The organism is Sediminicola arcticus (assembly GCF_040566695.1).
Taxonomy (GTDB): domain Bacteria; phylum Bacteroidota; class Bacteroidia; order Flavobacteriales; family Flavobacteriaceae; genus Sediminicola; species Sediminicola arcticus.
In genome coordinates, this window is sequence record NZ_JBEXAE010000004.1 from 330,788 (window position 1) to 351,847 (window position 21,060).

19 protein-coding genes are annotated in these 21,060 nt (G+C 38.4%); 9 read left to right on the forward strand and 10 right to left on the reverse strand.

Features of this window, described 5'->3' with window-relative positions:
* Nucleotides 1-18 precede the first annotated feature (18 nt).
* Nucleotides 19-1,311 carry an NAD(P)/FAD-dependent oxidoreductase gene (locus ABXZ36_RS10705; protein WP_354615527.1) on the reverse strand — a complete coding sequence of 431 codons (1,293 nt, stop codon included), beginning with the start codon at nt 1,309-1,311 and terminating at the stop codon, nt 19-21.
* Between the two features lie 104 nt (nt 1,312-1,415).
* Between ABXZ36_RS10705 and ABXZ36_RS10710 the strand changes: the two genes are divergently transcribed.
* From ABXZ36_RS10710 to ABXZ36_RS10720, 3 genes are all read left to right on the forward strand, one after another.
* Nucleotides 1,416-2,843: an amidohydrolase gene (locus tag ABXZ36_RS10710; protein WP_354615528.1), complete on the forward strand. Its 1,428-nt coding sequence runs from the start codon at nt 1,416-1,418 to the stop codon at nt 2,841-2,843.
* A gap of 109 nt (nt 2,844-2,952) precedes the next feature.
* Entirely contained in the window at nt 2,953-3,447 is a 495-nt protein-coding gene (locus tag ABXZ36_RS10715; RefSeq protein ID WP_354615529.1) for an RNA polymerase sigma factor, read from the forward strand.
* A gap of 7 nt (nt 3,448-3,454) precedes the next feature.
* On the forward strand, nt 3,455-4,096 hold the full coding sequence (locus tag ABXZ36_RS10720) for a DUF8845 family protein (RefSeq protein WP_435602398.1): 642 nt from the start codon (nt 3,455-3,457) through the stop codon (nt 4,094-4,096).
* On the opposite strand, the gene ABXZ36_RS10725 is transcribed toward ABXZ36_RS10720, so the two are convergent.
* Together ABXZ36_RS10725 and ABXZ36_RS10730 are read right to left on the reverse strand one after the other, a co-directional pair.
* The gene (locus tag ABXZ36_RS10725) at nt 4,093-4,896 is read right to left on the reverse strand and encodes a lysophospholipid acyltransferase family protein (protein WP_354615531.1); all 804 of its coding nucleotides are present in this window, start codon (nt 4,894-4,896) and stop codon (nt 4,093-4,095) included. The two genes, ABXZ36_RS10720 and ABXZ36_RS10725, sit on opposite strands and share 4 nt — an antisense overlap.
* A 39-nt stretch (nt 4,897-4,935) precedes the next feature.
* Nucleotides 4,936-5,577, reverse strand: a complete 642-nt coding sequence (locus ABXZ36_RS10730; protein ID WP_354615532.1) for an NUDIX hydrolase — start codon at nt 5,575-5,577, stop codon at nt 4,936-4,938.
* Here ABXZ36_RS10730 and ABXZ36_RS10735 point away from each other — a divergent pair.
* Nucleotides 5,576-6,289: a peptidylprolyl isomerase gene (locus ABXZ36_RS10735; protein WP_354615534.1), complete on the forward strand. Its 714-nt coding sequence runs from the start codon at nt 5,576-5,578 to the stop codon at nt 6,287-6,289. The genes ABXZ36_RS10730 and ABXZ36_RS10735 overlap by 2 nt on opposite strands.
* Here ABXZ36_RS10735 and ABXZ36_RS10740 read toward each other — a convergent pair.
* Nucleotides 6,282-6,890 carry a trimeric intracellular cation channel family protein gene (locus ABXZ36_RS10740; RefSeq protein ID WP_354615536.1) on the reverse strand — a complete coding sequence of 203 codons (609 nt, stop codon included), beginning with the start codon at nt 6,888-6,890 and terminating at the stop codon, nt 6,282-6,284. The two genes, ABXZ36_RS10735 and ABXZ36_RS10740, sit on opposite strands and share 8 nt — an antisense overlap.
* Nucleotides 6,891-7,361: 471 nt before the next feature.
* On the opposite strand from ABXZ36_RS10740, the gene ABXZ36_RS10745 reads away from it, so the two are divergent.
* The 3 genes from ABXZ36_RS10745 (at nt 7,362) to ABXZ36_RS10755 (ending at nt 9,045) form a co-directional block, all read left to right on the forward strand.
* Nucleotides 7,362-7,757, forward strand: a complete 396-nt coding sequence (locus ABXZ36_RS10745; protein ID WP_354615537.1) for a hypothetical protein — start codon at nt 7,362-7,364, stop codon at nt 7,755-7,757.
* Between the two features lie 49 nt (nt 7,758-7,806).
* Nucleotides 7,807-8,331 (forward strand): DinB family protein, encoded by a 525-nt coding sequence (locus tag ABXZ36_RS10750; protein WP_354615538.1) that lies wholly within the window; start codon nt 7,807-7,809, stop codon nt 8,329-8,331.
* 132 nt (nt 8,332-8,463) lie between these two features.
* On the forward strand, nt 8,464-9,045 hold the full coding sequence (locus ABXZ36_RS10755; RefSeq protein WP_354615539.1) for a MiaE family protein: 582 nt from the start codon (nt 8,464-8,466) through the stop codon (nt 9,043-9,045).
* 86 nt (nt 9,046-9,131) lie between these two features.
* On the opposite strand, the gene ABXZ36_RS10760 is transcribed toward ABXZ36_RS10755, so the two are convergent.
* The gene (locus tag ABXZ36_RS10760) at nt 9,132-10,175 is read right to left on the reverse strand and encodes a GMP reductase (RefSeq protein WP_354615541.1); all 1,044 of its coding nucleotides are present in this window, start codon (nt 10,173-10,175) and stop codon (nt 9,132-9,134) included.
* A gap of 171 nt (nt 10,176-10,346) precedes the next feature.
* On the opposite strand from ABXZ36_RS10760, the gene ABXZ36_RS10765 reads away from it, so the two are divergent.
* On the forward strand, nt 10,347-11,660 hold the full coding sequence (locus ABXZ36_RS10765; RefSeq protein ID WP_354615542.1) for a Zn-dependent hydrolase: 1,314 nt from the start codon (nt 10,347-10,349) through the stop codon (nt 11,658-11,660).
* Nucleotides 11,661-11,697: 37 nt separating this feature from the next.
* Here the strand turns inward: ABXZ36_RS10765 and ABXZ36_RS10770 are convergent, their stop codons facing one another.
* Genes ABXZ36_RS10770 through mnmA form a run of 3 tightly spaced genes read right to left on the reverse strand, consistent with a single transcriptional unit; the run spans nt 11,698 to nt 15,525 of the window.
* Entirely contained in the window at nt 11,698-12,639 is a 942-nt protein-coding gene (locus tag ABXZ36_RS10770) for an NAD(P)H-dependent flavin oxidoreductase (protein ID WP_354615543.1), read from the reverse strand.
* On the reverse strand, nt 12,639-14,288 hold the full coding sequence (locus ABXZ36_RS10775) for a S8 family serine peptidase (RefSeq protein WP_354615545.1): 1,650 nt from the start codon (nt 14,286-14,288) through the stop codon (nt 12,639-12,641). The genes ABXZ36_RS10770 and ABXZ36_RS10775 overlap by 1 nt, the downstream gene beginning before the upstream one ends.
* 1 nt (nt 14,289) lies before the next feature.
* On the reverse strand, nt 14,290-15,525 hold the full coding sequence (gene mnmA, locus ABXZ36_RS10780; RefSeq protein ID WP_354615547.1) for a tRNA 2-thiouridine(34) synthase MnmA: 1,236 nt from the start codon (nt 15,523-15,525) through the stop codon (nt 14,290-14,292).
* Between the two features lie 314 nt (nt 15,526-15,839).
* Here mnmA and ABXZ36_RS10785 point away from each other — a divergent pair, with 314 nt between their 5' ends.
* Nucleotides 15,840-16,898 carry a fasciclin domain-containing protein gene (locus tag ABXZ36_RS10785; RefSeq protein ID WP_354615548.1) on the forward strand — a complete coding sequence of 353 codons (1,059 nt, stop codon included), beginning with the start codon at nt 15,840-15,842 and terminating at the stop codon, nt 16,896-16,898.
* A gap of 547 nt (nt 16,899-17,445) precedes the next feature.
* On the opposite strand, the gene yidC is transcribed toward ABXZ36_RS10785, so the two are convergent.
* Together yidC and pyrG are read right to left on the reverse strand one after the other, a co-directional pair.
* Nucleotides 17,446-19,296, reverse strand: a complete 1,851-nt coding sequence (yidC, locus tag ABXZ36_RS10790) for a membrane protein insertase YidC (protein ID WP_354615550.1) — start codon at nt 19,294-19,296, stop codon at nt 17,446-17,448.
* Nucleotides 19,297-19,405: 109 nt separating this feature from the next.
* Entirely contained in the window at nt 19,406-21,022 is a 1,617-nt protein-coding gene (gene pyrG / locus ABXZ36_RS10795; protein ID WP_354615551.1) for a CTP synthase, read from the reverse strand.
* Between the last annotated feature and the right edge of the window lie 38 nt (nt 21,023-21,060).

Below are 21,060 nucleotides of genomic sequence, written 5' to 3' on the forward strand. Positions count from 1 at the left end.
TTTTTAAAAGATTAATCACTAATCCTTAAACTTACTGTAATCCTTATTGTATGGTCTTATGATAAGTCTCGCCTCCCTATCAAATCGAATATAACTATATACCCAGTTCACAAAAACCACCATCCTATTTCTAAATCCTATCAAAAAGAAAAGATGAACAAACATCCAAACAAACCAGGCAAATACGCCTTGAAATTTGTAGTTTTTTAAGTCAACCACAGCTTTGTTCCTCCCTACTGTAGCCATACTGCCCTTGTCTTTGTATTTAAAAGGAGTAAGGGGTTGGCGCTCCAATAGTTTAATTAAATTATCACCAAGATTGGCGCCTTGCTGAATTGCTGGTTGTGCCATCATAGGGTGGCCAATAGGAAATTCAGGGGTTACCATACATGCAATATCACCAATCGCGAAAACACCTTCTATACCTTCCACTTGATTAAACTGGTTTACCTTTAACCGGTTGCCAGGAACAGTTAATTCCTTGGCATCAACTCCTTTAATCAAAGCTCCTTTTACACCGGCTGCCCAAACAAGGGTTGCTGTTTCAAAAACAAAATCAGTCATTGTGGTTGCCAATTTTCCATCATAATTGGTGATACGTGTCTCTTTCCATACCTGAACTCCTAGTCCTTCCAAAAACTCTTCTGCTTTTTCAGAGGCCTTCTTACTCATTTCTTTTAAAATTCGGGAGCCAGACTGTACCAAATGGATTTGTGCCCTACGGGTATCCAAGTCTGGATAATCCTTTGGAAGAATTCCCTTTTTAATTTCTGCTAGAGCGCCAGCGAGCTCTACCCCTGTTGGACCGCCACCTACAATCACAAAATTCATAAGTGCATCCCTCTCATGTAGGTCATCAGTCAATAAAGCTTGCTCAAAATTTTCGAGGATTAAACTTCTGAGGTTAAGAGATTCGATAATGGACTTCATGGCCATGCTATGCTTTTCCAATTCTACATTTCCAAAAAAATTGGTTTCCGAGCCCGTAGCCAATACCAAATAATCGTATTTAAGGCTACCAATATTTGTAATGATATTTTTCTTGCCTATCTCGATCTCCTGCACATCGGCAAGCCTAAAAGTGAAATTGGGATAATTCTTTAATATCTTTCGGATGGGATAAGCTATAGAGTCTGGCTCTAACCCTCCGGTTGACACCTGGTAAAGCAATGGCTGGAAAGTATGGTAATTATGTTTATCCAACAAAATAACCTGTACCTCCTTTTTGCTCATTTTTTTCGCCAAGGATACTCCAGCAAAGCCTCCGCCTATAATTACGATGCGTGGATAGCTAGTCCTTGAAATGTTCATATCACAAATCATAGTCCTAATGTAAACATTCGTATGATTCTCACCCTATTGAATCTGGAGTTTTTATTACATTTATAAAAACCATGAACAAACGTATCCATATTATGAGAAAATTACTTTTTAGCTTATTCATAACAAGCCTTATTTCTTTCATGGGCCATGCCCAGAAAACTACCCAAGAGGTGTTAGCCAACTTGGACAAAAAAAGTGAAACCTATAGCAGCATTGCTCAAAATATTTGGGAATTTGCAGAAATGGGATATTTAGAGGAGAATAGTTCTGCTTTACTTCAAAAGACTTTGAGCGATGAAGGTTTTTCCATAAAAAAAGAGGTAGCAGGAATGCCTACCGCTTTTATTGCGGAGTATGGGAGCGGCGCACCAGTCATCGCTATCTTGGGGGAATTTGATGCCTTACCAGGTTTATCCCAACAAGCTGCACCCGAAAAACTATCAGCTGGGAAAGAAGCCGGACATGCATGTGGACATCATTTGTTCGGCACGGCTTCCACAGCGGCGGCCATAGCGGTTAAAGAGTGGATGCAGACCAATAAGGTCAAGGGAACCATTAGATTCTACGGTTGCCCGGCAGAAGAAGGAGGTTCTGGAAAGGTCTATATGGTTAGAGAAGGCTTATTTAACGATGTTGATGTAGCGCTACATTGGCACCCAGGAGCAGAAAACGAAGCAAATGCTGGTGCTGCATTAGCCAATAAATCCGCAAAATTTAGATTTTACGGAATTTCTGCCCATGCTGCCGGAGCTCCAGAAAAAGGTCGTTCTGCTTTAGATGGTGTGGAGGCGTTGAATATGATGGTGAATATGATGAGAGAGCACATCCCATCTGAAGCACGGATCCATTATGTGATTACACAGGGAGGCAAAGCTCCAAATGTGGTGCCCGATTTCGCCGAAGTCTACTATTATGCAAGACATGGACAAAGGGATGTGGTCATTGATATATTTGATAGAATTGTAAAAGCTGCGGAAGGTGCAGCTCTGGGCACGGGAACTACTATGGATTATGAGATGATAGGGGGTACACATGAACTACTACCAAACTTGACCCTCCAAAAACTAATGTATGATAATTTGATAAAAGTGGGGGGGGTAACCTATTCTCCAGAGGAAAAGGTATTTGCAGATAAAATAGCAGTAAGCCTCGGATATGACAAGGCAAACTTGGAGATTGCTAAGAATGTTGAAATCTATAAAACCGAAGCCAAAGCCTACGGATCTACTGATGTTGGAGATGTAAGCTTTACCGTTCCAACGGTAGGACTGGGCACTGCAACTTGGGTTCCTGGCACTCCTGCTCATAGTTGGCAAGCCGTAGCGGCAGGCGGTACTTCTATAGGAGAAAAGGGAATGATGGTAGCCGCAAAAACACTAACGCTTACCGCCATTGATATTTTAAAGAGTAAAGATATCATCTTGAAGGCTAAACAAGAACTTATAGAAAGACGCGGAAAGGACTTTAAATACATCCCATTATTGGGAGATAGAGCCCCCGCCTTAGACTATAGAAAGTAACAGAAATGTACAAATCAAGAACCGATGATATTTATATTATCAGTTTTTTTGTGTTGTCCTGTAACAAAAAATACCTATTTAACACTAATGAGTAACCGACCATTATAAAGTGACGAAAGATCTGGAACATCAATTCGTAAGCGAATTAGAGAACAACCAAAACATTGTTCATAAGGTATGCTCATTGTATACCAATGACCGGGATTCACATAAAGATCTTTTTCAAGAAATCACCATACAATTATGGAGGGCATATCCAAAGTTCCGTGGTGAGTCCAAGTTCAGTACTTGGATGTACAGGGTAGCTTTGAACACGGCTATTACACTTTATCGAAAATCAAAAAAAAGTATAAAAACACAAGATTATGAATCGGTCATTTATAAAATTAAGGCCGATGAGTACGACGAAACACAGGAACAACACTTGAAATTAATGTACAACGCCGTTAAGGAGTTAGGAGATATCGATAAAGCATTGGTCTTCCTTTACTTGGAAGATAAAAACTATACTGAAATAGCCGAAACCTTAGGTATATCAGAAGTAAATGCGAGGGTGAAGATGAACAGGGTGAAAAATAAATTAAGAACCATACTTAATCCTTAAGTTGATGATGGACGAACTGGAACTATTAAAAAAGGACTGGCAAAAAAAGGAAGAACATCTTCCAAAAATATCGTTTGATGATATTTATAAGATGATCTGGAAAAAATCTTCCTCTATTGTAAAATGGATTTTCTATATCAGTATTTTGGAATTTGTGTTTTGGACGGCCATAAATATTGCGTTTACCGATAGTGAATCATGGCAACTCATCAAGTCATGGAATATCTATGAATTTACCATCAGCTTGATGGTCATAAATTATATTATCCTCCTATATTTTATTTATAAATTCTATGTTAATTATAGAAAGATATCCTTTACAGATTCCTCAAAAGACCTCATGAAAGCCATCCTTAAGGTTAAAAGAACCGTGACCCAATACGTATGGTTCAATTTGATCATATTTTCAACCTCCTTGATCTCTGGGATTTACGGTAGTCTCAGATATGGTCCTGATAGTGATGAAATTATCAGTGCGGCCTCGGAAGCTGGGAACGAAACCATATTTTGGACCATTATTATTGGAATATGTATACTTGCGGTTGTGGCTCTACTTGGAATAATTTGGCTATTTTACAAGGTGCTTTATGGTATCCTTTTAAAGAGACTGAGAAAGAATTACAACGAACTAAAACAATTGGAATTTTAAACTTTCCACTTTCGCTGTTTATTCTCCTCCTCATAAGCCAATAAGTCAGCCTTTGATATTACCTTAAGAAAAGATGGATGCTGTTCAATGGCATATTCCAATTTTTCGATGATGGATTCAAAAGATTCATTTTCATAATCAATATCCAAGGGCTCTTTTATCACTATGGACTGCAGAATTCCCTTTTTCTTTACACGTAATCCCTTTTTATCAAAAGATCGTCTAAAACCATCAATAACAACTGGAACAACAATTGGCCTGTATTTTTTAATGATGTGTGCGGTGCCCTTGCGCAAAGGTTTCCAAGGGGTTGTAGTGCCTTGAGGAAAAGTAATAACCCAACCGTCGTCCAATGCAACCCCAATATTGGAAATATCGCTCATTTTAACTTGCCTATTCACATCTTGCCCTTCTGCCCTCCAAGTACGCTCTATACTAATAGAGCCTGCGTAGGCAAAAATTTTGGTGAGCAAGCTTTTCTTCATTGTTTCAGCTGCCGCAATATAATACATGTTCAATTTGGGCTGCCAGATATATCCAATGTTCTTAATGTTGTTTTCCCTACCACTAAGGCTGGCGTTAAACACATGGAACATGGCCACCACATCGGCAAAATAAGTTTGATGGTTGCTCACAAAAAGAACATTGCGATCTGGAAGGCTCCTAATTATCTCAGAGCCTTCAATTTCCAACTTGTTAAATTTTTTGTACCTCTGGTGCGTAAAAACCGCCATGATGCGGATTAACCATTTCTTTAAAAATAAAATATGTCCAAAAGGGTTTCTTTTAAAAAAGGTCATAATTAGTGGTTAGAGAATTCAAAATTACAAAATAAGCTATTATAGTACCTGTTTAAATAGCTCTTTAACTTCACTCAACATCATGGCCGTAGCTCCCCAAACTGTATAACCATTTAATTTAAAAGCGGGTACGTCAATATTTTGGGCATATGAAGTGGTCAGTTTTTGATAAATGACGGTATTATCGTCCATAAATTCATCCAAAGAAACCTCAACTAAAGCCTCTACTTCGCTTTCCTGAATTTTAAATGGGGATACTACCGGATACAATCCAACATAGGGTTGCACCTCAAAATTACTCGGAGGAATATACAGTTCCGTCAAAGATCGGATGACCTTTACGGCCTGTGGGAGCACTCCTACCTCTTCAAAGGTTTCTCTCAAGGCGGTATGCAAAAGATCCTTATCCTCCTTTTCTACCTTTCCTCCAGGAAAACCTATTTGATTAGAATGGACACCCTTATACGATTTTCTAAGAATTAGGAGTAAATTGGTATTAGAACTTTGGTTAGGATAAAAAAGAGCCATCACCGCAGCTTTTTTGGCGTTTTTCCTTTTTAATTCTATAGCTTGCAAGGTATTAATCCGCTCCTCTGGCGCCATTTTATAATGGGATTCCGGTCCCGGAAGCGGGAGATTTTTTATTTTTGAAATACGTTGAGAAAAATCATTAAAATCCATGACACCTAAAACATTCTTATTCTATACAATAATACCTCTATTTCTATTGGCCTCTTGCAAAGATACAACCAATGCAAAAAATGTAGCAGTACAACCACAAAAAAGGAAGGTAGTTGATTCTGTTTCCGTTGAAGACAAAAAAAAGAAAGAAAAAGAAAAATTTGTACTTACAGAAGATAATGCCATCGAATTCTTTTTTAATTACAACAAAACATTAAAAGAAAACACGGTTACTTTGACAACTAATTTTGGTGACATCACCATTGAACTTTTTGATGACGTTCCTTATCATAAAGCGAACTTTATCTACCTCACTAGAAAAGGATATTTCAACGACACCTATTTCCATAGGATTGTAAAAAATTTCATCATCCAAGGAGGCAATGCCGATAATGTGGAAACTGGCAGAAAAAGAGGGCAAATTGGAAGGTACTTACTACCCCCTGACACTCGTAAAGGTCATAAACATCATAGGGGAACCGTATCCATGCCAAGTAGTGAGATAGACAATCCACATATGTTGGCATCTCCATTTGAATTTTTTATAGTAGTAACCAAACCAGGTTCCTACCATTTAGACGGCGACTATACACCTTTTGGAAAAGTTATATCAGGGATGGATATTGTAGATAAAATTAATAGTCAACCCGTAGGTCAAGGAGATTGGCCCATCCAAAATATTTATATCCTAAATGCCAAAGTAACTAAGTAGTTTTGTAGATACTAGGCAATGCAATCTTAAAACGGACTGCTATTAATCTAATTCCGATGACAATGATAATTCCGGCTATATAAGCATAGGCATCATCAAATGGTAGTTGTCTTAGAAGAAAATATCCCAAACCACCAAGAATACAGGCAGTAGCATAAATTTCCTTTCTAAAAATCACTGGTATCTCATTACAAAGAATATCCCTAATTACCCCTCCAAAACAAGCAGTAATGGTTCCTAAACCTATGCACATTATGGAAGAAAGGCCTACTGAAATACCCCTTTCTATACCAACCATGGTGTATAAGCCTATCCCAATGGTGTCGAACAAAAAGAGTGATTTTCGAACATATTTCAAGCGCGCCCTAAAAGTTACTGCGAAGATCACTGCGCCAAAAATAGTGTATAGATAAACTGGATCCCTTAACCATAAAACTGGAGTATTTCCAATTAAAAGATCCCTTAAAGTACCTCCTCCTACAGAAGTCACGAAGGCAATAATGAAAACTCCGAATAGATCCAACTTCTTATCAATGGCCACCAATACTCCCGAAATAGCGAAGGCGATGGTACCTAAAATATCAATTATGAAATAAAACATGGGTTAAGGCTTAATTTTCTGTTGTATAATTCGTTTAATTTTTAAGATATACGTCCAATAAATGAATCTATATTCCCAAGATGGTAAAATAAAGAAAAATGGTCGGCATAATATAAACAGTGAGCGATTAACTTCCATATAATTCCATTTTACATATAATAACAACTGGCTTAAAAGCATTTTGAGCCGTCAAAGCGAATACAATGTCCTATCTTAGGATACCCCTTTTTATGTAATATAATCAATTGAATCCGTATGATCGTAGAAACCTTTTTAAAAAAACCAATTATATATATAAAGACAAATAACCCCAAACCCAACTTACATACGCTTCATTTAATACCTAGGAAGCCATCATAAAAAAGGAGGTATGCAAATTTTCTACCAGACAAAAATCATTGAAATTTAATCCCATCGATAATTGATATAAATACAATAACACTTACAAGACTCATAAAAAAAAGAAAACCAATGAATAACATCCACCACAATTTAAGTACGTTTCGTATTCTATTTCTAGTTAAGGGAATATTTACCTTATGTTTCTCTATATTCTTTATCATCTATGCCTGCATAGGAATCATTATCAGAAACACAGATGAATGGTCTCAAGAAGCAGATTCATTTCCCTTCAACCCAGGATTAATTTTCATTGTAATAGGCGTTATTGGGTTTCTAATTTCAATGGTTATGGGGATACTCACCATCATGACGTCTAAATACTTAAAGGAGGAAAAGAATTACAATTTTATATTTGTCATGGCCATCCTAAATTGTTTAACAGGCGTTTTAGGTATCCTTTTAGGTGTTTTTACTCTTATTGAACTAACCAAGCCCGAGGTGAAACAATTGTTTTTCAAAGCGTAATCGCCTCAAATAACTCAGAGCATAAATCTTATAATTAATCAAAACAAACATGTCTGAAATTTCCATAAACCATGAACCAGAATTCTGGTTATCTGGTCCTATCCCCGGAATCTCAATCTTTTTACAACCTACTGTCCATGCACTCTTACAGTCTAGAAGAGAATTGGCTCAATATACCATGGATTTTCCCGAGGCTCTTCTTTGGGAAAAAACTGTAGGCCGTGCATCTGTAGGTTTTCATATGCAACATCTTACTGGGGTTTTAGACAGAATGCTTACCTACGCCCGGTCAAAACCCCTTACCATAGAACAATTCCAATATCTCAAAAGTGAAGGGAGTCCCAATACTAAGGCTTCTATAACAGAGCTGGTTGAGTCTTTTAATACTAAAGTAGATGAGGCCTTAGAATTTTGCAAAACGATCCCTGATAATGAATTGACTCATGAAAGAACCGTAGGGCGAAAAAAACTTCCCTCCACAGTTTTGGGTCTGTTATTCCATGCCGCTGAGCACAGTCAACGCCACGTTGGTCAATTACTAGTAACTGTGAGTGTTCTCATCCAAAAGTTATAGCAAATCGCAGCAGCAGTATACACGGAATTTTTCGTAAATGTATCCATGTAGAATAGCAGCATATACACCGCTATAGAAAACACATGAAAAGGCAGCTGAGATTCATTAACTTTGTTCCTAAAATAAAAAGAGATGCTTGGTTTAAAATTGGAGACCGACCCACGCTGGGTGGATATAGTAGAGTCTAATATTGAAGAGATTTTAACGGATCATGCTTGGTGCGAACAGAAAGCAGCCACTAATGCCATAACCATTATCATACAAAATCCAGAGCATACAGATTTGGTAACGGATTTGTTGACCTTGGCACAAGAGGAGTTGCAACATTTTGAAATGGTTCATGAAATCATTAAAAAAAAGGGATATATCTTGGGGCGTGAACGTAAAGATAGCTACGTGAATGAACTATTTAAATTCATGATTAAAGGAGGAACACACCAACAAAGTTTGGTAGACAGACTATTATTCTCCGCCATGATAGAAGCTCGCAGTTGTGAGCGTTTTAAGCTTTTATCAAAAAAAATAAAAGATCCTGAATTGGCTAAATTTTATCACGATTTAATGATTAGCGAAGCTGGTCATTATACAACATTTATTGGGTTTGCAAGACAGTACGGAGAAGGACTAGACGTAAACAAACGCTGGGCAGAACTCATACAGTTTGAAGGGGAAGTAATAAAAAATTACGGCAAGTCAGAGACCATACATGGGTAAGCCAATTACTTGCCTTGGACGAAATGCCCCTTATTGTGATAGGACCAAATAGAGCTCACCCCAACAACCTCTTTATTACCAAACTCTTATTGTTCAGTGTACACTCTGTTCTCCTGTTCTGATACACGAATAAAGGTGGTACGCTTTGTCAGCTCCTTTAATCGCTCGGCTCCCACGTAGGTACAAGTACTCCGTAAGCCACCTAATATATCTTGAAGGGTGTGCTCTACCTTACCTTTATAGGGTACTTCTACGGTCTTTCCCTCGCTAGCCCTATAGTCTGCTAAACCACCAACGTGTTTGTCCATGGCTGTAGTAGAACTCATCCCATAAAATTGTTTGTACGGATGACCATGGCGCTCTATCAATTCTCCGCCACTTTCATCGTGTCCGGCCAACATTCCTCCAAGCATCACAAAATCAGCCCCAGCTCCAAATGCTTTGGCAACATCACCTGGGCTCGCACAGCCACCATCACTAATAATTTGACCTCCAAGACCATGTGCAGCATCTGCACATTCAATAATAGCGGATAATTGAGGGTAACCGACCCCAGTCTTAATTCTAGTAGTACATACAGAACCTGGGCCAATACCCACTTTTATCATATCCGCCCCAGCGATGAGCAACTCTTCCACCATTTCCCCAGTTACTACATTACCCGCAATGATGACCTTATCGGGATATTGATTCCTTGTCTGTTTTACAAAACTTACAAAATGTTCCGAATACCCATTGGCCACATCAATACAAATAAATTTTAGGTTAGGATATTCATTAAAAATAGCCGCCAAACGCTTTGTGTCGTTAGGACCGATACCTGTGCTCACTGCAATGTACTCTACAATGTCCTCTGGTGCATTTGCCATGAATTTATTCCATTGAGAAGGTGTATAATGCTTATGGATAGCCGTAAATAATTTATTTTCTGATAAGGCCAATGCCATTTCAAAAGTTCCCACGGTATCCATATTTGCTGCCATAATGGGAATACCCACCCAATTAGAATTACTGTGTAAAAATTTAAAATCACGTTCTAGTTGCACCTGAGCCCTACTTTTTAGATTGGATCGCTTAGGACGGATCATTACATCTTTAAAACCTAGTTTTATATCTTGCTCTATTCTCATCTATCAAACGTATTTGCTTACTTTTAAAAGTACGATTTCCTTTCTAAGGACAAAGAACATCAATACATATTTCGATTTAAACAAACAACAAAGACCCTTACTCCTAATACATCATTTTATAAAATAGCTATTTTATTTTTTCTATCTTACTCATCTTTAAAATCAACAGATATGTCGTTAAAATACCTTGCTCTTGTTTTAATTCTAGCTTATCAGCCTAGCTTCGCGCAACAAACTATATCCCAATCCGAAAAAACACTGGCCGTAAATCAAAATAGATTAGAAGCTAGTATTTTTGAATTGGCAAAGTTTGGAATTAAGCCCAATGGAGAAACTAGTAGAGTGGCATTCACCGATGCGGATATTGCTTCTAGAACCTACCTTATTAATCTTATGAAAAATGCTGGACTACAGGTCCATATTGATTTCGCTGGAAATATAATTGGTCGCAGGGAAGGCACCGATGGCACTAAAAAAATTATTGCCTTCGGTTCGCATACTGATACTGTTCCCGATGGAGGAAATTATGACGGATGTGTAGGTTCTTTAGCCGCTTTGGAAGTAGCCCTTACCCTTAATGAGAATAATATAGTTACGAATCATCCCTTGGAGGTCATCATATTCTCCAATGAGGAAGGTGGCTTATTGGGAAGCAGGGCCCTAGCTGGAGCGTTATCCCCAGAAGCGCTATTGGTAAAGAACAATTCTGGATTCACCCAAGGCGAAGGTGCAAACCGACTCGGAGGCGATGTTTCCAAAATTGAACAAGCGGCAAGAAAAAAAGGAGAATTAGCAGCTTTCTTGGAATTACATATTGAACAAGGCGGTATTTTATATGGTGAAAATATTGATATTGGCGTTGTAGAAGGGATTGTAGGTATTAAATGGTGGGATGTAGAAATTACCGGTTTTGCTAACCATGCAGGAACTACACCAATGAATATGAGAAAAGACGCCCTATTGGCTGCTTCTAAATTTATTATTGCGGTCAATGAAGTCACCAACAGCATTGAAGGAAAACAAGTAGGTACGGTAGGAAGAATTAGTGCAGATCCAGGAGCACCTAATGTAATCCCAGGGAAAGTGCTTTTAAGCCTAGAGATACGTGATCTTTCTTCCGAAAGAATTATGCAAGTCTTTAATGGAATCCAAAAAAGAGCTGAGGAAATAGCAACAGAATCGAATACTACCATTTCATTTCATCCTATTGATGCTAATGCAAAGCCAGCTTTAACAGATAAGACCATACAGGAAGCCATTGCTTCATCGGCCAACAATTTGGGCCTTACCCTTAAACAAATGCAAAGCGGCGCTGGCCATGATGCCCAAGACATGGCCCTTGTAGCACCAGCTGGGATGATCTTTGTTCCCAGTAAAGACGGGATAAGTCATTCCCCAAAAGAATTTACCTCAGCAAAAGACATGGCCAATGGTGCCAATGTACTATTACAGACCATTTTAAAGTTGGATCGGGAATTGAAATAAGGGAAGATAAACGTATTTGATCCTAGAAAATTAAGCCCTAGATATGGGCAATGGATGCCTTTGCCTGTTCAAACTCCGTTACCATATTGGCGATAATTTCTGCCGCAGGTTTAATATCGTGGATAATAGCTGAAACTTGGCCAATTTCCAACTCTCCCTCCTCCATATCTCCTTCGAACATGCCCCTTTTGGCTCTTGCCCTTCCTAAAAGTTGCTTCAACTCTTCTACAGACGGTGAATGAGCATATAGATTTTGAATGTCTTGAAAGAATTTATTTTTGATCAAGCGTACGGGTGCTAATTCTTTTAAGGTCAAAATGGTGTCCCCTTCTCCTGCCTCTACCACCTTTTGTTTAAATAGGTCATGGGATGAAGCTTCATAACTGGCCACAAAACGGCTACCAACCTGTACCCCATCCGCACCAAGAACCATAACAGCCAACATAGACTGACCCGTAGCTATACCACCTGCTGCAATTAGTGGAATGGTGATTTTTTCTTTCACCGCTGGAATCAAGGTCAAGGTGGTTGTTTCATCCCTTCCATTATGACCCCCAGCTTCGAAACCTTCTGCTACAATTGCATCAACACCGGCTTCCTGTGCTTTTAAAGCAAATTTTACACTGCTTACTACATGAACCACAGTAATTCCTTTTTCTTTCAAATAAGAAGTCCATGTTTTTGGATTTCCAGCAGAGGTAAAAACAATCTTTACTCCTAGATCAACAATAATGGACATCAATTGATCTATGTCTGGATAGAGCATAGGTACATTCACCGCAAAAGGTTTCTTGGTCGCCTTTTGACATTTTTGGATGTGTTCTCGCAATACTTTAGGATACATGGAACCTGCTCCAATGATTCCTAAACCTCCTGCATTGGAAACGGCTGAGGCTAATCGCCAGCCACTGGTCCATATCATTCCCGCCTGTATAATGGGATATTGTATTTGAAAGAGTTCCGTAATCCTATTCTCCATTATTTCTTTAACAACTTATATTCCTTACTGATTCCTCCCATTTCCAATTGCACTATGTACATGGCCTGACTCAACTGCTCCACGGATATTTGATTATCAGTTGGGGTGATTTTCTTCTCCAAGATACGTTTTCCATATATATCGTACAACCTAAGAATTGCCATTGAAGTTCCAAAAGGCAACTGTATTTGCACATTAGTTTCCATTGGATTAGGAAATAAAATATAATCTAGGGTATTGTCACTTATTACTTCTCCTTCATTTTGCCCTTTTACCCCATTTATGGTCAATGCCAAATCAAAATCTGGAATTCCATAGCCCATTTGCGTATTTGGATTTTGGTACATGGAAGAGCTCTCCCTTACCAACTGCATGATTTCCAGATTAGTTTTATCGGGCAAAGCACTCCAAAATGAGGCAATTGCACCTGTCATTATGGGTGATGAAAAAGACGTTCCATTATTTCGTACAATAAAATTATTTTCGTCTACAACTGCTGAATTTCTGCCCATGGCCATCCCATCTGGTTTTACTATCCCTTGGGCATTTAGGCCACGTGAACTAAAACTCACATAGGCGCCATTAATATCAACTGCACCTACAGTATACACATTGGCATCGGCAGGAGCGGTGACAACTCCCCAAGAAGAACTTCCTGAATTACCCGCAGAATTTACTACTAACATCCCTTTCTCTGTGGCTATGTTCGCCCCTTTGGAAATAAAGGCTGTATTCCCATCCATTTCTGCAGGAGTATAATTATAATTGGAATTGTCAAAAGTACTATACCCCAAAGAGGTGTTTATAAGATCTATTCCCAAACTATCGGCTCTTTCAGCAGCCTCAACCCAATAACTTTCTTCTACAGGAGTCTCTGTAGCAACATCCTCCGTTCTAAATAACATATAACTAGCATTGGGAGCAGTACCAACAAACTCGTTTTCTATGTACCCCCCCATGTCCGATAGGACTCTTGTGCCATGGCTATCCCCATTTGGATGGTAAATATCGGTGGTGCGATCTACAAAATCATAGCCACCCAATAAATCGTTATTGTTTCGTATTCGGGAAAAGGCAGCAAGCTGATCCACATTTGGGAATCCCCCATCCATTACGGCAATCCATAATCCTTCTCCCATAAAATTCAGTTGATGCAACGCCTCTACCTTCAATTGAGTTATCTGTGCTTGGCTTTCTCCATAGACAAAGTCAGTTTTTTGGGCTAAATACTTATCTGAATGGTTATCTCGTTTGATTTTATTCTTAGCAGAAATCCTTGTTTTCGCACTCAGACTTCTATCTGCATAAGAAGTCCTCTCTACAATATCCAAATTGGAAAGAGAAGCAATATCATTTATACTCCCTAATACGTGTACGCAATTAAACCATTTGGATTTGGCTTTAACGGTAATACCAGCTTCACCTTTTACTTGGGCAATATAATTTTCATTGACCGGAACGTCCCTTTCATCTACTGGTATATTGAACTTGCTTTTTCTAGCCAAAGCCCGGGCACTCAGAATAGATTCTGGATTGGCCAATGCAGCAGCCACGCCGCCCTTATCTTTAAAATAAACCCAAGCGTGTTCCTGAGCACCTACCCCTAATAAAGAAAATAAGAAAAAAAGGATAACGATGCTTTTTACCATATTATGAGATCACTCCAGATCCTATTAGTTCATCTTCCAGATACCAAGCTACAAATTGGCCTTCTGTTATGGCTGATTGTTTTTCTTCAAAATCTACATACAAGCCAGCCTCAGTTTGATATAAGGTGGCTTTTTGCAACGGCTGTCTATAGCGTATTCTGGCCAACACCTCCATGGTCTCATCCGCTTTTAAAGTCAAATCTGTGCGCACCCAATGTAATTCCTCATTACTCACAAAAAGGGTTCGTCTGTACAAGCCAGGATGGCTCTTTCCCTGACCAGTGTAAATAATATTATCCTCTACATCGGTATCAATGACAAATAAGGGTTCCTTTGTACCCCCAACATGCAGTCCTTTACGTTGCCCTTTGGTGAAATAATGTGCCCCCTGGTGTTCTCCTACTACCCTGCCATCTTCGACATGATACGTTGGTTTGATGGCATAATAGGCCAATTCTTCCTTTTTTGAGTCAAACTTTGGAACATTGGTTTGATAATGGGCCAATGATGAAGGCACCTCCACGATGACTCCCTTTTTGGGTTTTAATTTTTGCTGTAAAAAATCTGGAAGCCTTACTTTTCCAATAAAACAAAGGCCTTGAGAATCCTTTTTATCTGCCGTGATCAAATTACTAATTGCTGCAATCTTGCGGACTTCGGGCTTCGTAAGCTCGCCAATAGGAAAAAGCGTTTTGGCTAATTGTCCTTGCGATAATTGGCAAAGAAAATAGGATTGATCTTTGTTCCCGTCTACACCTGTCAAAAGTTGATAGGTCTCAGAACCATCTTGATTAATAATAGTGCCTTTTCTGCAATAATGACCGGTGGCTACATAATCCGCACCCAATTGAAGTGCTATTTTCATAAAGACATCAAACTTGATCTCCCTATTGCATAGCACATCTGGATTAGGAGTTCTTCCCTTTTCATATTCATGGAACATATAATCTACTATCCGTTCCTTATACTGCTCACTTAGGTCTACCGTTTGAAAAGGAATTCCCAATTTTTCGGCAACTATAAGCGCATCATTACTATCCTCCAACCAGGGACATTCATCAGAAATGGTCACTGAGTCGTCATGCCAGTTTTTCATAAACAACCCAATCACCTCATAACCTTGCTCCTTTAATAAGTAAGCGGTAACGCTGGAATCCACTCCCCCAGAAAGTCCTACTACAACTTTTTTCATCTTCTTCAACTCAATATGCAAAAATACAAAATTAACGGATGGCATAATCTCTTTAAGAAATACCTATTTGTAGGTAAAATCAAAAGAAATTTACAAGCCACAATACATTCTAAATTCCTTCGTCGCTTTAAAGGGCTCAAAATAACGAAATTATATTTTGTTAAACTTTTTGTAAACAAACCTAAACAATAGTCTATTTGCTTTAAATTTAAAAATGTTTAGTTTATTCTTGTTTTTCTTAAACAATAATAAATGAATTTAATCAAGCATAACGCCCTACCACAGCAGGGATATCCAATAAAACTTGATTTAAAAATTAATATAATTACAAACATTAACACATTAACACATTAAACATTATGAGAAAATTTTTTAAATTAAATGCTATTGCTTTTTTCAGCGTGTTTTCGTTGTTCTTGTTATCCTGTAACGACGATGATAACAATGCTATAGAAGAAGAGATGACTGCAGAACTAACCATTGTAGAAACCGCTCAAGCTACACCAGCTCTTAGTTTGTTGGTAGAGGCCCTTATACAGGCTGACGCAGGTCTGGTAGAAGTTTTAAGCGGAGACGGACCTTTTACAGTTTTTGCCCCTACAGACGATGCTTTTGCCGCCCTTTTAGAGTCTTTGGGAAATGATTACAACAGCTTGGAAGATTTTGACACCCCAGAGGAAAAAGAACTCTTAGCAAAAGTTTTAACCTATCATGTTGTAGCTGGAACAGCTGCCTTATCAAATGATTTAATGCAGGATATGAGAATAGAAACCTTTCAAGGTGAAAACGTGTCCGTTGATTTGAATGGGGGGGTATTTATTGGGGATGCTACTAATACAGCTGCAGAAGTCATTATTCGAGATGTTGCCACTACCAATGGTGTGGTACATGTAATTGATAAAGTTTTATTACCACAGGAGGTAATTAATGCCCTTAACCCTCCCACTCAAAACATCGTGGAAACAGCACAGGCTACACCAGCTCTTAGTTTGTTGGTAGAGGCCCTTATACAGGCTGACGCAGGTCTGGTAGAAGTTTTAAGCGGAGATGGACCTTTTACGGTTTTTGCTCCTACAGACGATGCTTTTGCCGCCCTATTGGAGACTTTAGGAGACAATTACAACAGCTTGGAAGATTTTGACACCGTTGAAGAAAAAGAACTATTGGCAAAAATTTTAACCTACCATGTTGTTTCCGGAATCGCTGCATACGCTACAAACTTAACTGATGGTATGATGATAGCCACAGTGCAGAGTGAACAAGTAACCATAAACCTAAATGGTGGCGTATTTATTGGCGATGCAACAGACACGGACGCCCAAGTTATTATTGCCAATGTAGCCACTACAAATGGTGTGGTACATGTTATAAACAAGATATTACTACCCCAAGAAGTATTGGATGCCCTACAAAATTAAAATACCTACTATTCCCAATTAATTTGGGTGCTATTTAGTTATGGGCTCGCCCTACAATTTGTATCTAGAATTAAACCACACTGCTGAGCAGTGTGGTTTTTTTTTATTCTCCATACTGTTTTATTTAGGACAACAACAAAGAAGAATCCTTTAACATACAAATATCGACCGTTTACAACTATCTTTTTTAAAACGGATTACTATCCCCCATATTTACAGTCCCGAATCTTTCCAAACTATACCTATTTAATGCAAAATGCTCCCTCTTTAAAGGGAGCATTTTTTATACCTTGTTCTATCACCTATTTGTGCCTGTTTTGGGTTTTTTCATGATACAACATCTCACATACTTAATAGGATCCATTATCTTCCAACGGTCCTGGTCATATACCCATAAACTAATAGTATCTCCCTAAAGAATACTTTATTCGTTGCGGGATTCTATAATATAAAAACAGCTAATGTCACGGCATAATAGAACCGTTATGAGTTAAAATAAAAAAACTCCCGTTAGATGGGAGTTTTTTTTATGATATGTAATAGTAAACTATTTATTTTTCTTTTGGGCTTCTGCCTGCTCCATCATCTCACGCATTTTTTTCTGGAACTTACCTTCTTTCTTAGGCTTTTTCTTGTTCTCTTGGATCCTAGCATGGATTTTATCCTCATTAATAATAAACTTCTTAATAGCCAACATGATAAATATGGTAATTAAGTTGGAAACAAAATAGTACAAACTTAAACCACTCGCATAACTATTAAAGAAGAACAACATCATTAATGGCGATAAGTACATGATAAATTTCATGTTCGGCATTCCCGGTTGTGTAGGCATATTCTGTCCTGTGGTCATCATCATATAAAAGAAGATGGCAATAGAGGCCAATATTGGAAATAAACTTACATGATCCCCATAGAATGGTATATTGAACGGCAATTCTGCAATAGTATCAAAGGAAGAAAGGTCATCTGCCCATAAGAACGGTTTTTGACGCAAGGCAAAAGATGTTGGAAAAAACATAAACAGCGCATAGAATATCGGCAGTTGAACTACCGCCGGCAAACAACCACTCATAGGACTCACCCCAGCCTTACCATATAACTTCATGGTCTCTTGCTGCTTTTTCATGGCATTGTCCTTAAACTTCTCATTTAGTTCCGTAATTTCTGGTTTCAACACCTTCATCTTGGCCTGTGATAGATACGATTTATAGGTCACAGGGGACATAAGTAATCGAACCAAAATGGTCATGACCACAATAGCAATACCAAATGAGAAGAAAGAACTTAAAAAAGTATAGGTTGGCGTAAATATGTATCTATTGATCCAACCAAAAATTCCCCATCCAAAAGGAATTGAATCTTCTAAACCTAGTTCTTTATATTGTGATAAAACCGCAACGTCTGTAGGACCATAGTACCAGTCCATGGTATAAGATAGTTCCCCTCCTTGTAATTCTAATGGCACCACCGTACTGTATTGCTTGGTGTATCCAGCAGTTTTACTTTCTTCCTCAACTAAATTAACAGAATTTAATTGAGCTGTTTCAAATGGGGTATTAGTTGCCAAAATAGAACTAAAAAAATGCTGCCTATAAGAAAGCCATTTAATATCAATATCCTCCGCTTCGTCGTCATCACTACTTTCAGAAAGCTTACTGATCTTTCCGCCTTCATGACTATACGTCAATCTGGTATATCGGTTTTCGTATTGAATACTTTTTGAATGACGGATTCCCTTAAGTTTCCATTCTAAATTAATAGCACCACTTGGATTGATTATACCGTTTAGTCCTTGTGATCTAACTATAAAATCTACCAAATAATCATTTGGTTTCATTTCGTACCGGTATTCCAAAAATTGGGAAGAAGATATTTTTGCCTTCATAGAGAGCACTTTAATGTCTCCATTGTCGGTCAAGGTTGGTTCAAAATATAAATCTTTAGTATTCAATGACCTATTCTCATTGGTTTTGAACATAATATCAAAAGATGCGTTCCCATCCTTCACTAGATACACCGGAATGGAATCATAGGTAACAAAATTTTTCATTCTTGCTTCCACAATCTGCCCTCCTTTATTGCTCACCTTTAAAACAACTAAGTCGTTCTCCAATACGGTTGTAGCATCGGATGGCGAATTAAAGCCAAAAGCTCCCACGGCATTTTTGTAGCCCGCAACAGAAGTTGAGTCTTGCAAATTTACACCCGTTTCAACGGTTTTTATTTCCTTGGTGCTTTCAGCAACTTTACTTTGGGCTTCTACCTGCTCCTGCTTTGCTTTTTGAGCCTCTAACTCTTCAGGAGTAGGCTGATTTTGGTAAAACATGAATATGAGAATACCGAAAATAAGTACAAAGCCAATTATAGATTTTACATCAAATTTTTTTTCTTCCATCTAAGTTACATTTACAAACTTGCAAAATACGTACTCCGTGCAGGCCTGTTTAATTTTTAGTAAGCAAATATATGTCCAATTGTGAATTTAATGTCATTGTGACATTAGATTACTTTAATTTATGCTCCAACGCTGCTTTTACAAACCCAACAAACAAGGGGTGTGGATTGGCCACAGTACTTTTATATTCCGGATGGTACTGCACGCCTATAAACCATGGATGGTTTGGCAATTCCACAATTTCAACAAGACCCGTTTTTTTATTTACACCGGAAGCTACCAATCCGGCTTTCTCCATGGCCTCCTTGTATTGGTTATTAAACTCATATCGATGGCGATGTCTTTCAGAAATAGTCTTTTCTCCGTGGTAAACCTTTTGCACCAAACTACCTTCTTTTAAATCGCAGTCCCAGGCCCCTAAACGCATAGTTCCACCTTTATCGGTAATTGTCTTTTGTTCTTCCATTAAACTTATGACAGGGTTTGGAGTTTTCGTGTCCATTTCTGTAGAATTTGCATCTGTTAGGCCAATTACATTTCTACCGAATTCGATAACAGCCATTTGCATTCCTAAGCAGATTCCCAAGAATGGGATATTTTGCTCTCTAGCATATTTTACAGCCCTTACCTTTCCTTCTATACCTCTTTCACCAAAACCTGGGGCAACAAGAATTCCGTCCAAATCCTTCATTTTGTTCACCAAATTACGATCGGTGATATGCTCAGAATGAATCCATTTTATCTTGACCCGTACTTCGTTTACCGCTCCCGCATGTATAAAAGATTCAAGGATGGATTTATAAGAGTCTTGCAATTCTACATATTTCCCTATCAATCCAATAGTAACCTCTTCTTTTGGATTTTTATGTTTGTCTAAAAATTCGTTCCAATTGGTCAAATCAGGTATAACATCATCGGGCAACCCTAGTTTGCGAAGGGTTACCGTGTCCAAACCCTCTTCTTGCATAAGGATGGGCACATCATATATTGTAGAGGCATCTATTGACTGAATAACCGCATCCCTTTTTACATTACAAAAAAGAGCAATTTTATCCTTAATATCGTCTGATATTTCATGCTCGGTTCTACAAACCAATATATCAGCTTTGATCCCACTCTCCATTAAAGTCTTTACAGAATGCTGAGTAGGCTTAGTCTTAAGCTCTCCTGCGGCAGAAAGGTAAGGCACTAGGGTAAGATGTATTACAATGCCATTAGTGTCGCCTAATTCCCATAATAACTGACGCACTGCCTCTATGTAGGGTAAAGATTCTATATCCCCAACGGTTCCTCCGATCTCAGTAATAACGATATCATATTCACCACTTTTTCCAAGGATCTGAATACGTTCCTTTATTTCATTTGTGATATGAGGTACTACTTGTACGGTCTTCCCTAAAAATTCGCCTCTTCTTTCCTTGTCAATGACGCTTTGGTAAATTCTTCCCGTTGTAACATTGTTGGCCTGGGAAGTCCTAACATTTAAAAAACGTTCGTAATGCCCTAAGTCCAAATCTGTTTCCGCACCATCATCCGTCACATAGCATTCACCATGCTCGTAAGGATTTAAGGTTCCGGGATCCACGTTGATATATGGATCTAATTTTTGTATAGTTGTTTTGTAACCACGGGCCTGAAGTAATTTGGCCAATGAAGCTGCAATAATCCCTTTTCCAAGGGAAGATGTAACCCCACCGGTTACAAAAATGTATTTTGTCTGTGACATGAAGCGTTAGGTTCTTTTCTTAACGCAGGCAAAAGTAC

Bases quoted from the DNA above. Each gene is read 5' to 3' on its own strand.
- ABXZ36_RS10740 (WP_354615536.1), bottom strand. From the start codon at position 6,890: ATGTTTTATTTCATAATTGATATTTTAGGTACCATCGCCTTCGCTATT.
- ABXZ36_RS10720 (WP_435602398.1), top strand. From the start codon at position 3,455: ATGGACGAACTGGAACTATTAAAAAAGGACTGGCAAAAAAAGGAAGAA.
- ABXZ36_RS10765 (WP_354615542.1), top strand. From the start codon at position 10,347: ATGTCGTTAAAATACCTTGCTCTTGTTTTAATTCTAGCTTATCAGCCT.
- ABXZ36_RS10770 (WP_354615543.1), bottom strand. From the start codon at position 12,639: ATGGAGAATAGGATTACGGAACTCTTTCAAATACAATATCCCATTATA.
- ABXZ36_RS10760 (WP_354615541.1), bottom strand. From the start codon at position 10,175: ATGAGAATAGAGCAAGATATAAAACTAGGTTTTAAAGATGTAATGATC.
- ABXZ36_RS10725 (WP_354615531.1), bottom strand. From the start codon at position 4,896: ATGACCTTTTTTAAAAGAAACCCTTTTGGACATATTTTATTTTTAAAG.
- ABXZ36_RS10775 (WP_354615545.1), bottom strand. From the start codon at position 14,288: ATGGTAAAAAGCATCGTTATCCTTTTTTTCTTATTTTCTTTATTAGGG.
- ABXZ36_RS10750 (WP_354615538.1), top strand. From the start codon at position 7,807: ATGTCTGAAATTTCCATAAACCATGAACCAGAATTCTGGTTATCTGGT.
- mnmA (WP_354615547.1), bottom strand. From the start codon at position 15,525: ATGCCATCCGTTAATTTTGTATTTTTGCATATTGAGTTGAAGAAGATG.
- yidC (WP_354615550.1), bottom strand. From the start codon at position 19,296: ATGGAAGAAAAAAAATTTGATGTAAAATCTATAATTGGCTTTGTACTT.
- ABXZ36_RS10705 (WP_354615527.1), bottom strand. From the start codon at position 1,311: ATGAACATTTCAAGGACTAGCTATCCACGCATCGTAATTATAGGCGGA.
- ABXZ36_RS10745 (WP_354615537.1), top strand. From the start codon at position 7,362: ATGAATAACATCCACCACAATTTAAGTACGTTTCGTATTCTATTTCTA.
- ABXZ36_RS10785 (WP_354615548.1), top strand. From the start codon at position 15,840: ATGAGAAAATTTTTTAAATTAAATGCTATTGCTTTTTTCAGCGTGTTT.
- pyrG (WP_354615551.1), bottom strand. From the start codon at position 21,022: ATGTCACAGACAAAATACATTTTTGTAACCGGTGGGGTTACATCTTCC.
- ABXZ36_RS10735 (WP_354615534.1), top strand. From the start codon at position 5,576: ATGACACCTAAAACATTCTTATTCTATACAATAATACCTCTATTTCTA.
- ABXZ36_RS10710 (WP_354615528.1), top strand. From the start codon at position 1,416: ATGAGAAAATTACTTTTTAGCTTATTCATAACAAGCCTTATTTCTTTC.
- ABXZ36_RS10730 (WP_354615532.1), bottom strand. From the start codon at position 5,577: ATGGATTTTAATGATTTTTCTCAACGTATTTCAAAAATAAAAAATCTC.
- ABXZ36_RS10755 (WP_354615539.1), top strand. From the start codon at position 8,464: ATGCTTGGTTTAAAATTGGAGACCGACCCACGCTGGGTGGATATAGTA.